The organism is Chitinophaga sp. GbtcB8 (genome assembly GCF_019091455.1).
GTDB lineage: Bacteria > Bacteroidota > Bacteroidia > Chitinophagales > Chitinophagaceae > Chitinophaga.
This window is the reverse complement of the sequence record NZ_JAGXJN010000049.1, coordinates 13,865-28,879: the sequence shown is the minus strand read 5'-3', so window position 1 is coordinate 28,879 and position 15,015 is coordinate 13,865. Positions and strand designations below refer to the sequence as shown.

The following is a 15,015-nucleotide window of genomic DNA, read 5'->3' as shown; positions in this document are numbered from 1 at the left end:
GCTTATAGCAATTGAAAAGCGAAATTACAGCTTTAAATGAAGTTATCCAGCAATTCAAAGGGTATTCCAGTCATGGAGCAATTCTTTTAACAATTTCTGTCCCTCCGGCCATTCCCCTAACCCGGAGCTGGCGTTAATATGTCCTTTGGGACCGGCGTTCACAAAACGGCTGCCCCATGCATCTGCAAACAGGTGCGAACGTTCCGGTGTGGTGTAATCATCATTCGTGCTGGACACTACAATGCTTTTAAAGGGAAGAGGCTGTAAGGGAATGGGAGAGAAGCCTTTGGCTTCCTTTGGGAAAGATGGGCGTTCCGCATCAGCCGGCGCTACCAGCAGGGCGCCCTTGATATGTAGCTTTGTTTGCGCGGCCCAGTGTACCAGCGCTATACAGGCCAGGCTATGCGCCACAATAACCACCTGCGGGCCTGCGGCCGCCACTGCCTGCTCTATTTGTGCAACCCACTCTGCACATACCGGCGTATCCCAGTTCTTTTGTTCGATCCGTTGAATGCCAGGCTGCTGTTCCCATAATGTTTGCCAATGTAAAGGACCGGAGCTGCCCAATCCAGGAGCAGTCAGAACGCTTATATCCATAAATACCAGACGGTTTAGAAAGATGGATATACAATGTACGTTAAATGCAGAAAAAAAGAAAGGCCGAAGGAATTCGGCCTTTTTTAATGCTAAAATTCCACGTTATGGCACTCAGGTCCATAAGATCTTTAACGAATAATTTATGTTGCGCATAATAGTTTATGAAGGAAATGGAACAGCGGATTACGCTGGAGAAATGTATTGTCTATTTTATTGCTGCTGCTTTGTACAAATGTAGTACTTAACTTATAAATTTCAAATTACGTTGTATGCCTTTATGCTTAGCTCTTTTTAACGGAGAGTAACGGAATATCTCCCTGAAAGCCTCTTCAGATAAGGCTTCCCAGTCGCGCGTGCTGAAGTTAAGTATTTCAGGAATGGGGACAAACTCCACAGTTTTATTTGGTTTTGAAAAGCGGTTCCAGGGGCAAACATCCTGGCAAATATCACAACCGAACATCCAGTCCTGGAAGCGGCCCTGCATTTCAGCGGGGATCAGCATATCCTTTAGCTCAATAGTATAATAAGAGATGCAACGGCTGCCATCTACTACGCCCGGTTTTACCAAAGCCTGTGTGGGGCAGGCATCCAGGCAGCGGGTGCAGCTGCCGCAATAGTCGCCAACAGGCGAATCATATTCCAGCGGAAGGTTGGTGATCAGCGTTGCAATAAAAAAGAAAGAGCCGGCCTGCTTATGTATCAGGTTACCGTTCTTACCTATCCATCCTAAGCCGCTGCGCTGCGCCCAGCTGCGTTCCAGCACAGGTGCGGAATCTACGAACCCGCGGCCGCTTACTTCACCTATCTGCTCCTGCATTTGCAATAGCAGGGTGTTCAGCTTTGCTTTAATTACTTCGTGGTAATCCTTACCGTATGCATACTTTGCTACTTTGGGGGCTTCCGGGTGCTGCTGTTCCGCAGGGTAGTAATTTAATAACAGGGTTATTACAGATTGTGCATCATCTACCAGCTTCCGGGGATCAATACGTTTATCAAAATAGTTCTCCATATAATGCATGGAGCCATGCATGCCCTTGTGCAGCCACTCTTCCAGGCGGCGGGCATCCGTATCCAGCTGCACGGCGCGGGCAATACCGCAATGGTCAAAGCCCAGTGCTGCTGCCTGTTGTTTAATAAAGCGCGTATTCTTTTCTATAGCCGTTAGCATTGCCCCTGCAAGGTACAAAACATACTGTTATAACCCGGCAGGCCGGGCGCTGCCCTGTTCGTGTTATAGGGGCGCAATGGGAAAAGGTTTATTTTTGGCCCTGTTTTATTTATCCCTATATGCAATTTAAGCGGACAATTATTGCTTTAACCGGTTGTTTGTTTACCTTATCAGCACTCGCACAAGAGAAAAACAAAACCCGGTTCGGAAAGATCTCCCCGGATGATTTCCAGAAAACCCGTTATGAGCTGGATACCGGCGCGCATGCCGTAGTGCTGGCAGATATAGGCTCCACTGAGTTTATAACGAAGGACGCTCATTTTAATTTATTGTATAAATACTTCAGGCGGGTGAAGATCCTGGATAAAACCGGGTACGAAGCTGCCAATGAAGAAATTTACCTGTACGGGAGTGGCGATGATGAACAAAAGCTGACCAGCCTTAAAGCAGCCTGTTATAACCTGGTGAACGGGCAGGTGGTGGAAACTAAAATGGATAGTAAAGATGTATTTACCCAGGAGATAGATAAAGAACAGCGGGTAAAGAAATTTACGCTGCCGGCCGTAAAGGAGGGCTCCATTATTGAGTTCTTCTACACCGTTACATACCCTTCTGAATTTATCCTGCCATCCTGGTATTTCCAGGGAGAATACCCCGTATTATGGAGTGAATATTCCGTTGGTATTCCCCAGGTCCTCGAGTATGTTTTTAATGCGCAGGGTTATCAGAAGTTTGAAACTAAAACGCGGGAAGATGCGATGAAAACCTTTTCCTTTCACTATGATCCGAAAGGTGTATATGGAACAAGCTCCGGGCAAACGGAACACTTTACTATGAACGCAAACGTGAGCACCTTCCGTTGGGTAGCTAAAGACGTGCCGGTGTTAAAAGAGGAAGCTTTTACCACCAGCCTTATTAACCACATTACTAAAATAAGCTTCCAGCTTGCTGCCAGAAAATACCCGGGTAATCCTGTGGAACAGATAATGGGTACCTGGCAACAGCTTGCTAAGGATATGATGAAAAGTGAGAGCTATGGCGCTCCCCTGGACAACTACAACAATTTCCTGAACGATATAGTTTCACAGCTTACGCAAGGCGCTGCATCTGATGAAGAAAAGGCACGTAACATTTACGCCTATGTAAGGAACAATTATGCCTGTACCGATTATAATGCCCGGTACATGGATAAATCATTAAAAAGTGTTTTCACCAGCAGGAACGGTAATGTAGCGGAAGTGAACCTGCTGCTGGTGGCTATGCTGCGCAAGGCCGGGCTTACAGCTTACCCGGTGATATTAAGCACCCGCAGGCATGGGTATACGAATGCTCAATATCCTTTGATCTCTAAATTTAATTACACCATAGCAGATGTAGAGCTGGCAGATGGCCCTCATTACCTGGATGCGGCCTATGCCCTGGGTTTTGGTAAGCTGCACGCCTCCTGTTATAACGGCCATGCCCGCATACTGGATACCGCCGCCAGGGCCGTAAGTTTTAATGCAGATTCCTTACCCGATCAGAGAACCACTGCTATTTTCCTGGTGGCAGATAAAGACGGTCTGAAAGGTTCTTTACAGCAATGGCTTAGCTATAATAATTCCTATAACCTGCGCGGGGTGATACATGATAAAGGCAAAGAAGCCTACTTTAACTCGCTGGCCAAATCATATCCAAAGCTAAGCGGGGCGGAGATTGCGGACCTGGATAGCCTGGATGCGCCGGTGACAATAAAATATGACTTTGCTTTGAACACCGGGGACGACGAGATGTTATACATTAATCCCATGCTGGGAGAGGCTCTGCAAAGTAATCCCTTTAAATCGCAGCAGCGTTTATACCCCGTAGAAATGCCTGCTAAAGTAGCATATGATTATGTGCTGAATATGCAGATACCGGCTGGTTATGAAGTAGAGGAGCTGCCTAAATCTACCGTAGTAAAGTTTAATGATACCGAAGGACTGTTCCAGTATGTAATAGAAAAAACGGATGCTGCTATTCAATTCCGTTCCCGTATAAGGCTTAACAAAACTTATTTTCCGCCGGATGAATATGAATCCCTGCGTAGCTTTTATGATATGATCGTGAAGAAACAGGGCGAGCAGATTGTGCTGAAAAAGAAAAAATAAGGCAGCCGGTGCGGGTTAAAATTGGGATAAGCGGGCGTTTTGCGACTGCCCCGTTCGTGTGATGGCCTGGAATAGTAAAATAATTACTTTCGCCACAGTTTTATTTATCCCTATATGCAATTTAAACGAGCAGTAATTGTTCTTACCGGTTGTTTGTTGACCTTAACAACGGTAGCACAAGAGAAGAACAAGATCCGGTATGGAAAGATCTCCCCGGACGATTTCCAGAAATCCCGTTACGAGCTGGATACCGGCGCACATGCCGTGGTGCTGGCAGATGTTGGATCCACAGAATTTGAAGCTTATCAGAGTGATCTGCGCTTAGTGTACACCCGCTACCGGCGGGTTAAGATCCTGGACAAAACAGGTTATGAAGCCGCCAATGAAGAAATTTACCTGTATGTAAGCGGCAATGATGAGGAGAAGGTGAGCAACCTTAAAGCCGTTACCTATAACCTGGAGGATGGGAAGGTAGTAGATACCCGGATGGATAGCAAAAGCGTATTCACCGAGGAGCTGGATAAGAACCACCGCGCAAAGAAGTTCACACTGCCGGCCGTAAAGGAAGGATCTATTATTGAATATACCTACACGGTGACTTCTCCTTTTATCTTTAACCTGCAGCCCTGGGCCTTCCAGGGAGAGTATCCTATTCTTTGGAGTGAATACACGGCCGCCATCCCTGAGTTTTATGAATATGTTTTTATATCACAGGGGTATCATCCGTTAACAGGTAAAAAAGAGGAATCACAGCATACCTTTCCTTTCCGGGTGAGCGCCAACAGCGGGTACGGTGAACCTGCCACTTCAAGAACAGAGCAGGCGGATGTAAAAGCTAATATTACTATTTACCACTGGGTAGCTAAAGAGGTGCCTGCGCTGAAAGAAGAAGCTTTTACCACCAGTATTAACAACCACATTACCAAGATCGATTTTCAGCTGGCTGCCATTAAACCACCGGGCGGTATTGTGAAACCGGTATTGGGCACCTGGCCCAAGCTGGTGGAGGACCTGATGAAAGAAAGCTCTTATGGCGGCGGATTGGATAAGAACAATGGTTACATGAGCGATGTGGTAGATGGCCTTACGCAAGGCGCTAAATCTGATGAAGAAAAAGCCCGTAAGATCTTTTCTTATGTGAGAAATAACTTTACCTGTAACGATCACTCCTCGCTGTACATGGATAAATCCATGAAAACGGTGTTCACTACTAAGAACGGGAATGTAACAGATATTAACCTGCTGCTGGTGGCCATGCTGCGCAAAGCAGGACTAAAAGCATACCCGGTGCTGCTAAGTACCCGCAGTCATGGTATAGTGAATCCCTTATATCCTATATTAGGCCGCTTTAATTATACCGTAGTGGAATTGCAGTTGGGTGATAACCTTGTTGCCTACCTGGATGCATCTTACCCGCTGGGTTTCGGTAAGCTGCATGCCTCCTGTTATAACGGCCATGCCCGTATTATGGATGAAGAAGCTACTCCCACTTTTTTTAGCGCAGATTCCCTGCGGGAACAAAAGATCACCAGTGTAATACTGGCGGCAGGAGAGAACGGTGCGCTGAAAGGAACTTTCCAGCAACGGCCTTCTTACTTTGAATCCTATAACCTGCGTGGCTTGATACATGAAAAAGGTAAAGAGGAATGTTTTAAGGATATTGCCAAAACCTATTCAAAGCTGAGCAATACTGCTTTGTTAAATACAGACAGCCTGGATGTGCCTTTAGGTTTATCCTATGAGTTTGAATGGCAGCCCGGTGATGAAGATATGCTGTACCTGAACCCGATGTTTGGCGAAGCTACCAAAACCAATCCCTTTAAATCGGCCACACGTTTTTACCCGGTAGAAATGCCGGCCACTTTTGACGAGATCTATACCATGAATCTGGAAATACCGGCTGGTTATGAAGTGGAGGAGCTGCCTAAACCCGCTATGGTAAAGTACAATGATGATGAAGGCCTGTTCCAGTACCTGATTGCTAAGAACGATAACTTTATACAGTTCCGTTCCCGTATAAAGCTGGACAAGGCGCTCTTTATGCCGGAAGAATACGAAACCCTGCGTGACTTTTTTGATATGATCGTGAAGAAACAGGGTGAACAGATCGTACTGAAAAAGAAAAAATGATCATGCGTACATTATTGTTATCCTTTTCCTGCTGCTGCCTTTTACTGTTAGCCGCTGCCACGGCCAAAGCAGGCGACCCGGAATACCCGGCTGCTGCTATTCCTGCGGAGCTGAAAGCAGGCGCCCATGCAGTAAAGCGCTGGGAAGAGGTGCAGTTTAAGTTAACAGGTGCCGGCGAGGCGCGGCTGGTTAACCATTACGTGATCACCGTGCTGGATGAATCCGGGGCGGAGTATGCCAACATGGTAGAGCAGTATGATAAGTTCCGGACCATCCGCTCCATCCATGGGGTGTTATATGATGCCAGTGGGAAGGCCATTAAAAAGCTGAAGCAAAGCGATATTACAGACCGGGCAGCTTATGATGGTTCCATGATCTCCGACAGCCGGGTAAAACAGCATTCTTTTTACTACAGCGTATATCCCTATACGATAGAGTATGAAATAACAATGGATTATAACTGTACTGCTTTTTTTCCCGGCTGGGTGCCGCAGGATGCCCGGGATATGGCCGTAGAGCAAAGCCGTCTGCTGGTAAGTATGCCGCTGGTATACCAATTACGGTACCGGCAGGTATTATATGAAGGAGCCCCGCAAATAGCTACGGAGAAGGATACACGCACTTATACCTGGGAGGCCAAACAGATCAAAGCAAGGCCAGATGAAATAATGGCCCCAAGCTGGCGCCGCCGTACTACCGCTATTTTGCTGGCGCCCAGCGATTTTGAAATGGGCGATTACAAAGGAAACATGAACAGCTGGGAGGAATACGGTAAGTTTATGTATGCGCTGAATAAAGACCGGGATGTGCTGCCCGCAGCAGCCAAACAAACGGTGCACCAGCTAACAGATGGCATTAGCGATCCTTCAGAAAAGATCCGGGTGCTGTACCAATATTTACAGCAGCATACCCGTTATGTGAGCATACAGCTGGGCATAGGCGGCTGGCAAACCTTTGATGCGGATTACGTAACTAATAAGGGTTATGGCGATTGTAAGGCGCTTTCCAACTACATGTGCGCCCTGTTAAAAGAAGCGGGCATTACAGCCTATTGTACGCTGGTGCATGCGGGCGACGGGGAAATTGAGTTTGAAAATGATTTTCCCAGCAATCAGTTTAATCACATGATCGCCTGTGTACCGCGTGGTAAAGACACTACCTGGCTGGAATGTACCAGTGCTTATTTACCTGCCGGTTATTTAAGCGGGTTTACAGCTGACCGCCCGGTACTGATCATTACAGAGAACGGGGGAAAGCTGATACACACACCGGCCTATGGCACTCAGCAAAATCAGCAGCTACAGCGGCTGGAAGCACATATTACGCCAGAGGGCAACGTACAGGCACAGGTGCATACTATCAGCACCGGCCTGCAGCAGGACGATCTGAAGGAAAGATTGCATACTTTATCGCGCGGGAAATTAATGGAATGGATCCGTACGGCACTTTCCCTGCCTAGCTATGATGTGAACAGTTATAACTGCAATGAACAAAGCAGCATTATACCAGCCATTGAGCAGCAGTTGGATATAACAGCCCGTAACTATGTTTCTATTAGCGGCAAGCGGATGTTCATTGAGCCCAATGTCCTGAATAAAAGCTCCATCCGCATTAATACCGAGGAGCAGCGCCGTTCCGATATTCGGCAGGTATTTGCCTATACGGATGTGGATACAGTATTGCTTGCCATTCCTGCTGGCTACACTACAGAAACATTGCCGAAGCCCACACTGTTAAAAAGCCGGTTCGGTACCTATGCATCGGTAGTATTGGTAAAGGATAGTACTATAACGTATATACGTACCGTACAGCGCAATGCCGGCACTTTCCCGGCCAGCACTTTCCCTGAGCTGGAACAGTTTTATGAAGGCATGTATAAGGCAGATCGGGGTAAGATTGTTTTGGTGAAAAAAGAGTAGGCGATGGGCCTCACTTTTCCCGCACACTCACAGAAATATGCCGGTCGTGTTTTTTTTCTTCATCAGAAGCGGTAGCCGGTGCTTTGGCAAACTGTGAGCCGTATCCTTCAGCGTCTGTTAATTGCGCCGCATCTGTATGCAGCTTTAACAGTGCATTACGTACCGCATCTGCCCGGGATTGGGACAGCTTAATGTTACCCAGGCTATCGCCCGAACGGTCTGTATAACCGCCTATTTTGATCTTTGCTTTGGGAAATGCCCGCAGGATATCCGCAATGTTCTGCAGCTGCGGTTTGCTTTCCGGGCTAATGTTGGCGCTGCCGGTAGTAAAGTTCAGGTTATCAAAGTCGAACCATATCTCCTTACCGGGTTGTTTGCTGTCATCTTTCAGGAAAGCTACCAGCTGATCTTCAATACCTCCTTTATATGCATCCAGCACCGTACCATCCGGCAGGCTTACCTTAATACTTTCACGCGTTACTACTTCCGGGGTGCTTACCTGCGCCATGGCCGTATCCATCATGGTTTCGGCGCTTACGGTATCCGTGATCACGGTATCTGTGGTTTTACCTCCGCCGCAGCCTTTTACCAGGTACCAGAGTAATATAATGGCTATTAATATCAATAACAGCGACCATAACCAGCGGGTGCTGCCGGCCGCCTTTTGGGCGGTTTGCGTCATGGTTTCGGAGGTTTTGCCGGATGCCGTGCTGGCAAAACCGGCTGCCATGTTGGAGAGCTTACGGCTTAGCTCCGTAAGGCTGCCTAAGCCTAATAAACCGGCCAGGTTAAACCCGGGGGGCACGGCAGAAAGGATCTGCTCTTTCTGGCTGTTCAAAAAGGCCAGGAAGCTGCTGCCGCTCAGGTGCTGGTCAGCGGCATATTCTCCTGCAGCGCCCAGGGCAGCCGGGGTGGCTGCATGCAGCAGGGTGCCGGCAGATGATTCCCGGATACCGGCATAAGCCGCAATAGCGCTGGTAAGGTCCCCAATTTTATGGCCGAAAAGACCCTGTAACAGCTCCGTACCCTTACCTACCCAGCCACCTGCATTGTTTTGCAGGCTGCTGATAATAGTACCGGTGGTATTGGCGCCGGCCGCTTCTTTGGCCAGGTTAAGGGCGCCATTGGAATCGCCCTGCGGGCCGGCTTTATATAAAAGGCCGGTGAGTAAGGCGGGAATAATACCGCTGACGGCGTTCTGTACGCCGGATTCACTTTCGCCCAGCCGCGTTGCGGCCTGGGAAATAACATCGCTGGTGAAAAGACCTTTAACAGCGGTCAGTAAGTCAAAAGACATGGGGTGCTATTTTTTGGGTGTATAACATAAACAGGCAGGCTGGGCGATTTGTTTAGTCGCCCGTGGACCATCGACCATGGGACCCTCTGAAATAATAGCAGCTAAAGCTACCTCAACCTGAAAAAAGTGCAGTGAAAGCGTGTTAAATATGCCAAAATTGCCAGTAAATGGGGTTGGAGCGTGATTTGTTGTTAAGGAGCCATGGTCAACAGACTAAATTCAATAACAAAAGGAGAAAATTTAAGATAATGAACCTCAACAATTTTACCATCAAATCCCAGGAAACGCTGCAACAGGCGCAGCAGCTGGCCTTTAACAGCCAGCAGCAGGCCATTGAAACAGGCCACCTGTTAAAAGCGCTGGTAGAAGATGAAGATAACTCCATCGCGTATTTACTCAAGAAGAATGATGTAAATACCGGTTTTATCTCCGGTAAGCTGGATGAGCAATTAAAGAAATATCCCAGGGTATCCGGTGCAGAACCGGCACAAACCCTGAGCCGCGACGCTAACAGTGCCTTACTGCGCGCCGGCAGCAGCATCAAAGAGTTTAAAGACGAATTTGTAAGTGTAGAACACCTGCTGCTTGGGTTACTGGGCGGCAACGATGATACTGCCAAATTGCTGAAAGATGCCGGTTTAACGGAAAAGGGCCTGAAGGCCGCTGTAAAAGATCTGCGTAAAGGTAATACGGTTAATTCCCAGACAGCCGATGCGCAGTACAATTCCCTGCAGAAATATGCCAAAAACCTGAATGAGCTGGCCAGCGCCGGCAAGCTGGATCCTGTGATAGGCCGGGATGAAGAGATCCGGAGAACGCTCCACATCCTTTCCCGCCGTTCCAAGAACAATCCTATACTGGTAGGTGAGCCGGGTGTTGGTAAAACAGCCATCGTAGAAGGGCTGGCGCACCGCATCATTAACGGCGACGTGCCGGATAACCTGCGCTCCAAAACCATCTTTGCCCTGGATATGGGTGCATTGATGGCCGGCGCCAAATACCGCGGTGAGTTTGAAGAAAGGCTGAAAGCTGTAATAAAGGAAATAACGGAAAGCGAAGGACAGATCATCCTGTTCATAGATGAGATACACACGCTCATTGGTGCAGGGGCAATGGAAGGCGCTATGGATGCAGCCAACATCTTAAAGCCGGCCCTGGCGCGCGGGGAGCTGCGTGCTATTGGCGCCACCACGCTGAATGAGTACCAGAAATATTTTGAAAAAGATAAAGCCCTGGAACGCCGCTTCCAGCGCGTAATGGTAGATGAGCCCAGCGCAGAAGACGCCATCTCTATACTGAGAGGGTTAAAAGAACGCTATGAAACCCATCACCATGTAAGAATAAAAGATGAAGCCATTATTGCGGCAGTAGAATTATCACAACGTTATATTACCGACCGCTTTTTACCTGACAAGGCCATTGACCTCATAGATGAAAGCGCAGCCAAGCTGCGGCTTGAAATGAACTCCATGCCGGAAGAGCTGGATGAACTGGAGAGAAGGATCCGGCAGCTGGAAATTGAACGCGAGGCCATTAAACGTGAAAATGATGAAGAAAAGCTGTCGGAGTTAAATGCCGAAATAGCCCGCCTGAGCGAAGAAAGGAACACCTTCAAAGCTAAGTGGCAGGAGGAAAAAGAAGTAGTGGACAGGATACAGAATGCGAAAGCTGCAATTGAAGATCTGAAACAGGAAGCCGAACAGGCGGAAAGGAACGGTGAGTATGGTAAAGTAGCAGAGATCCGCTACGGCAAGGTAAAAGAACAGGAGCAGCTGGTTGTAAAGTACACAGCGGAGCTGAATGAATTGTCTGACAACCACAAACGCTTGTTGAAAGAGGAAGTGGACGCGGAAGATATAGCCGAAAATGTAGCCAAAGCTACCGGCATACCGGTAACGCGTATGATGCAGAGTGAGCGGGATAAGTTGTTAAGACTGGAAGATGAATTACACAAACGGGTGGTAGGACAGGAAGAAGCCATTATTGCAGTGGCAGACGCCATCCGCCGCAGCCGTGCCGGGTTACAGGATCCTAAAAGGCCTATTGGCTCCTTTATTTTCCTGGGAACTACCGGTGTAGGTAAAACGGAGTTAGCGAAAGCGCTGGCAGATTACCTGTTTGATGATGAGAGCATGATGACGCGGATAGATATGAGTGAGTACCAGGAGAAACATGCCGTGAGCAGGTTAGTAGGTGCGCCCCCGGGATATGTCGGGTATGAAGAAGGCGGACAACTTACAGAAGCCGTAAGACGTAAACCTTACTCCGTGGTGTTGCTGGACGAAATTGAGAAAGCACACCCTGACACTTTCAACATCCTGTTACAGGTACTGGACGATGGCCGTTTAACAGACAACAAGGGCCGTGTGGTGAACTTTAAGAACACCATCATCATTATGACCAGCAACATGGGTAGCCACATTATCCAGGAGAATTTTGAGAAGATCAATGAAAAGAACCGTGAAGAAGTAGTGGACGCTACCCGTGAGGAAGTAATGACCCTGCTGAAACAAACCATTCGTCCGGAGTTCCTGAACAGGGTGGATGAAGTGATCATGTTCCAGCCGCTGATGCGGGAAGAGATCAAAGGTATCATCACCATACAGCTGCAGCAGCTCAAAGAGCTGATGGCCAGAAACGGCATGATACTTGAGTTCTCTGATTACGCTTTGGATTACCTGTCTGTACAGGGTTATGATCCGCAGTTCGGCGCCCGCCCGCTGAAACGCCTGATCCAGAAAGAGATTGTGAACCTGTTAAGCAAGAAGATCCTGTCAGGTGAGATTGATAAGAGCAAGCCGGTACTGGTAGATGTGTTTGACGGTGTAGTAGTGATCAGGAACAACGGTAACGGGCAGCATTAAACGAGCATTGACAAAATATAACGATATACAGTTACAAGGAAATACCCGGACGATTCTTCGCCCGGGTTTTTTATTTACATTTGGTATAAACACACATTTTTATGATAGGCGAAAGAGAGCGAAGTTTTATGCAAATAGCGGTGGAGCTGTCACGCAAGGGAATGGAAACCGGCGACGGCGGCCCCTTTGGCGCTATTGTGGTAAGAGGGGGGGAGATCATAGGTAAAGGCTGGAACCAGGTGCTGCTAACCAATGACCCTACCGCGCATGCAGAAGTAGTGGCCATCCGCGATGCCTGTAAGCAGCTGAACACTTTCCAGCTGCACGACTGTGAGATCTATACCTCCTGTGAGCCCTGTCCCATGTGCCTGGGCGCCATTTACTGGGCGCGCCCGCAAAGAGTATACTTTGCCAATACCAAGGAAGATGCCGCTGCCATTGACTTTGACGATTCCTTTATTTATCATGAAATAGAAGTACACCATAGCGGCAAGAAGATACCGTTCATTGCTTTCCCGGATGCCGGTGCTTTACAGGTGTTTAAGGATTGGAAGGCGAAAGGGGATAAAACGCTTTATTGATGTGCAGATATGCAGATATGCAGATGTGCAAATAGGGATAAGCAACAAAACACTTTCATCATCTGCACATCTGCATATTTGCACATGTGCACATTTTCATCATTTCAACATAAAGTGCATCATCCAGAAAGCTGCCAGTACCAGGAATAAAACAGCCATTACGATCAGTACAAGCTGAATATAATAATCTACCGGGTACTCCGCTGATCTTCTGCGGTGGTTTTTCTTACGCAGCTTGCGCAACAGCTGCCATTTCATTTGCCTCACCATTACGGGTAAACGTTCTTTCCGGGGAATGGCAGCCAGCCCTTCCAGCGCATCGCTGCAAAGCTCACAATCCGCTACATGTTTTTCCACTTCGTGCTGCTCTGCCGCACTTAGCTTACCCTGCACATAGTTCAGCAGCTGCTGTTGTGCAGGACATTGCCCGGTTACTACAAATATGTCATTTAGATCCTCTTTCACAGTATGCAATATTAACGTTTATGGCTGGGTTGTTTTTCTATTAATTGTTTCAGGTTCCGTTTCCCGTTCTGGATATAACTTTTTACCTGCAGCAGGGTATAACCGGTTTGTCCGGTGATCTGCTGGTACGATAGTTTGTCAAGATAAAAAAGCCGTATACAGGTACGTTGTTCCGTATTCAGCTGTTCCAGGGCATGCTCCATATTTTCCAGCAGCTGGTCTTTTTCCCTGAACGTGCTGGTATCTTCCAGCGCTGCGGTGTCCGGCATATGTTTTTCTGCGATCTCCTCCTGGTAGCGGGTATGTTTTTTACGCAGCTGCATCAGGCAGTGGTTTTTGGCTACCTGGTATATCCAGGCGCGGAAGTACTGGATCTCATGGCGGTTCACATCAGATAACACTTTCAGGAACACCTGCTGCACGCTGTCGCGGGCATCTTCTTCGTTCTTCAGGTACTTCATGCACATACCCAGCAGCAACAGTGCATAACGGTCAAACAGCTGACCTATATGGGTGCTGTTGTTATCCGCTTTGTAGCGTTGTAGTAATTCCTCGTCCGTCGGTGTCAGGTTATTAATCACAGGGTAAAGATAGATGCTTCATCTATATGATGCATAGCACGAAAGTTTCCATAAAACAAGCAGATGTGCAGGTATGCAATGTGTAAATGCGCAGGTATAATGCAGGGATTGGCGCAAACGATGGTTCATTTGCACATCTGCACAGTTATAATCTGCACAGTTATAATCTGCACAATTACATATTATCCAATGCCTGCTGTGCGGCCTGCTTCATGGTGCCGTTTATGCGTACTACTTCTTTGAACATACGCTTGGCTTTGCCCATCTGGCCTTTGCTGCGGTAACATACGGCCATCTGGTAACGGGCCATTTCGCCAACGCGGCTGTTGTTTACACTGGAAAGATGTTTGTAGCGGGAGATGGCTTCATCCAGGTCGCCATGCTGCTGGTATACCATGGCAGCTTTATACAGGTACTCATCTGTATCCACTTTACCGGAAGTGGCCGGTGCCGCAGCGGGTGCGGCGTTGGCGCCTGTTTTGGGTTTGTTATCGTTATCGTTCTCTTTTTCTTTATTCTTTGTGATCTGTGCTGCCGGAGTGTCTTTGGCAGTGGGTTTAGCGGCGACAGCAGTATTATCTTTTGGTTTATCTGCCGCCTTCTTTGAACTATCCGGCGGTTTAGGTGCTGCAACAGGTGGCTTTTTAGCGGCGCTGTCCACTACCGGTTTTTTAACCGCGGGGGCTGCTTTTACCGTATCCTTTTTCACGGCAGGTATTACCGGGGCGGGCGTGGCCGGGTTAGCGGCTGCGGACAGTGCGGCAGGCTTGTGCGATGATTGCAGCAGCTGAGTACTATCCACCGGTACAACGGCAGGTGGTGGGGCCGGGCTGGCTACACTTGCCGCTACTACGGGAACGGCTGTACGTGCAGCAGCAGGTTTACGGCTGCTATATTGGCTGAGCCCGAACAGCAGTGCACCGCCACCTAGTATAAAGGCTGCCAGCCAGAAATAAATGAGCATACTTTCCCGCTGTTTTACCTTACGGGCGTAATGCTCCATTTTATGTACCTGTGATACGGGTTTAATACTGTCGCGTATGTATTGCTGAATGCCGGAGGAAAGGCTGGGGTATTGCTCCATCAAACCTTCCTGCTGCAGGGCCAGCAAGGCCTCTGCGCATAGGTCGCAGTCTACGAGGTGCTGCTCTACCAGGTGTTTTTCCACATCGGTAAGGCGGCCTTCCAGGTAGCGTGGCAGCTGGTCTTTGTTCAGGCAACGGATGCCTGCAAAGATCTTCAACAACTTTTCGTTTTCGTTATGGATCGTATTATTTGGCATGG

11 protein-coding genes are annotated in these 15,015 nt (G+C 48.2%); 5 read left to right on the top strand and 6 right to left on the bottom strand.

The annotated features are described in order from the left end of the window. Positions 1-54: 54 nt before the first annotated feature. Together KVT36_RS28730 and queG are read right to left on the bottom strand one after the other, a co-directional pair. Complete coding sequence (locus KVT36_RS28730) at positions 55-597, bottom strand: alpha/beta hydrolase (RefSeq protein ID WP_217606883.1); 543 nt, start codon at positions 595-597, stop codon at positions 55-57. 241 nt (positions 598-838) lie between these two features. Then, the gene (queG, locus tag KVT36_RS28725) at positions 839-1,765 is read right to left on the bottom strand and encodes a tRNA epoxyqueuosine(34) reductase QueG (RefSeq protein ID WP_217606882.1); all 927 of its coding nucleotides are present in this window, start codon (positions 1,763-1,765) and stop codon (positions 839-841) included. A 158-nt stretch (positions 1,766-1,923) separates the two neighbouring features. Here queG and KVT36_RS28720 point away from each other — a divergent pair, with 158 nt between their 5' ends. The 3 genes from KVT36_RS28720 to KVT36_RS28710 all read left to right on the top strand — a co-directional run bounded on the left by KVT36_RS28720 (position 1,924) and on the right by KVT36_RS28710 (position 7,943). Continuing rightward, positions 1,924-3,894 (top strand): DUF3857 domain-containing protein, encoded by a 1,971-nt coding sequence (locus tag KVT36_RS28720; RefSeq protein ID WP_217606881.1) that lies wholly within the window; start codon positions 1,924-1,926, stop codon positions 3,892-3,894. Between the two features lie 114 nt (positions 3,895-4,008). Continuing rightward, a complete protein-coding gene (locus KVT36_RS28715; RefSeq protein WP_217606880.1) occupies positions 4,009-6,024 on the top strand; it encodes a transglutaminase domain-containing protein in 2,016 nt (671 codons plus the stop codon). A gap of 2 nt (positions 6,025-6,026) precedes the next feature. Then, positions 6,027-7,943: a DUF3857 and transglutaminase domain-containing protein gene (locus tag KVT36_RS28710; protein ID WP_217606879.1), complete on the top strand. Its 1,917-nt coding sequence runs from the start codon at positions 6,027-6,029 to the stop codon at positions 7,941-7,943. A gap of 10 nt (positions 7,944-7,953) precedes the next feature. On the opposite strand, the gene KVT36_RS28705 is transcribed toward KVT36_RS28710, so the two are convergent. After that, positions 7,954-9,240: an OmpA family protein gene (locus KVT36_RS28705; protein ID WP_217606878.1), complete on the bottom strand. Its 1,287-nt coding sequence runs from the start codon at positions 9,238-9,240 to the stop codon at positions 7,954-7,956. A gap of 248 nt (positions 9,241-9,488) precedes the next feature. Between KVT36_RS28705 and clpB the strand changes: the two genes are divergently transcribed. Next, positions 9,489-12,104, top strand: a complete 2,616-nt coding sequence (clpB, locus tag KVT36_RS28700; RefSeq protein WP_217606877.1) for an ATP-dependent chaperone ClpB — start codon at positions 9,489-9,491, stop codon at positions 12,102-12,104. 101 nt (positions 12,105-12,205) lie between these two features. Continuing rightward, the gene (locus KVT36_RS28695) at positions 12,206-12,685 is read left to right on the top strand and encodes a nucleoside deaminase (protein WP_217606876.1); all 480 of its coding nucleotides are present in this window, start codon (positions 12,206-12,208) and stop codon (positions 12,683-12,685) included. 99 nt (positions 12,686-12,784) lie between these two features. On the opposite strand, the gene KVT36_RS28690 is transcribed toward KVT36_RS28695, so the two are convergent. From KVT36_RS28690 to KVT36_RS28680, 3 genes are all read right to left on the bottom strand, one after another. Continuing rightward, positions 12,785-13,150 carry a zf-HC2 domain-containing protein gene (locus KVT36_RS28690; RefSeq protein WP_217606875.1) on the bottom strand — a complete coding sequence of 122 codons (366 nt, stop codon included), beginning with the start codon at positions 13,148-13,150 and terminating at the stop codon, positions 12,785-12,787. A gap of 11 nt (positions 13,151-13,161) precedes the next feature. Then, a complete protein-coding gene (locus KVT36_RS28685) occupies positions 13,162-13,731 on the bottom strand; it encodes a sigma-70 family RNA polymerase sigma factor (RefSeq protein ID WP_217606874.1) in 570 nt (189 codons plus the stop codon). 175 nt (positions 13,732-13,906) lie between these two features. Beyond that, positions 13,907-15,013, bottom strand: coding sequence for a tetratricopeptide repeat protein (locus KVT36_RS28680; RefSeq protein WP_217606873.1), 1,107 nt, complete (start codon positions 15,011-15,013; stop codon positions 13,907-13,909). Positions 15,014-15,015: the final 2 nt, after the last annotated feature.

Coding starts and splice junctions, on each gene's coding strand:
- KVT36_RS28730 (WP_217606883.1), bottom strand. CDS start 597: ATGGATATAAGCGTTCTGACTGCTCCTGGATTGGGCAGCTCCGGTCCT.
- queG (WP_217606882.1), bottom strand. CDS start 1,765: ATGCTAACGGCTATAGAAAAGAATACGCGCTTTATTAAACAACAGGCA.
- KVT36_RS28715 (WP_217606880.1), top strand. CDS start 4,009: ATGCAATTTAAACGAGCAGTAATTGTTCTTACCGGTTGTTTGTTGACC.
- KVT36_RS28710 (WP_217606879.1), top strand. CDS start 6,027: ATGCGTACATTATTGTTATCCTTTTCCTGCTGCTGCCTTTTACTGTTA.
- KVT36_RS28705 (WP_217606878.1), bottom strand. CDS start 9,240: ATGTCTTTTGACTTACTGACCGCTGTTAAAGGTCTTTTCACCAGCGAT.
- clpB (WP_217606877.1), top strand. CDS start 9,489: ATGAACCTCAACAATTTTACCATCAAATCCCAGGAAACGCTGCAACAG.
- KVT36_RS28695 (WP_217606876.1), top strand. CDS start 12,206: ATGATAGGCGAAAGAGAGCGAAGTTTTATGCAAATAGCGGTGGAGCTG.
- KVT36_RS28680 (WP_217606873.1), bottom strand. CDS start 15,013: ATGCCAAATAATACGATCCATAACGAAAACGAAAAGTTGTTGAAGATC.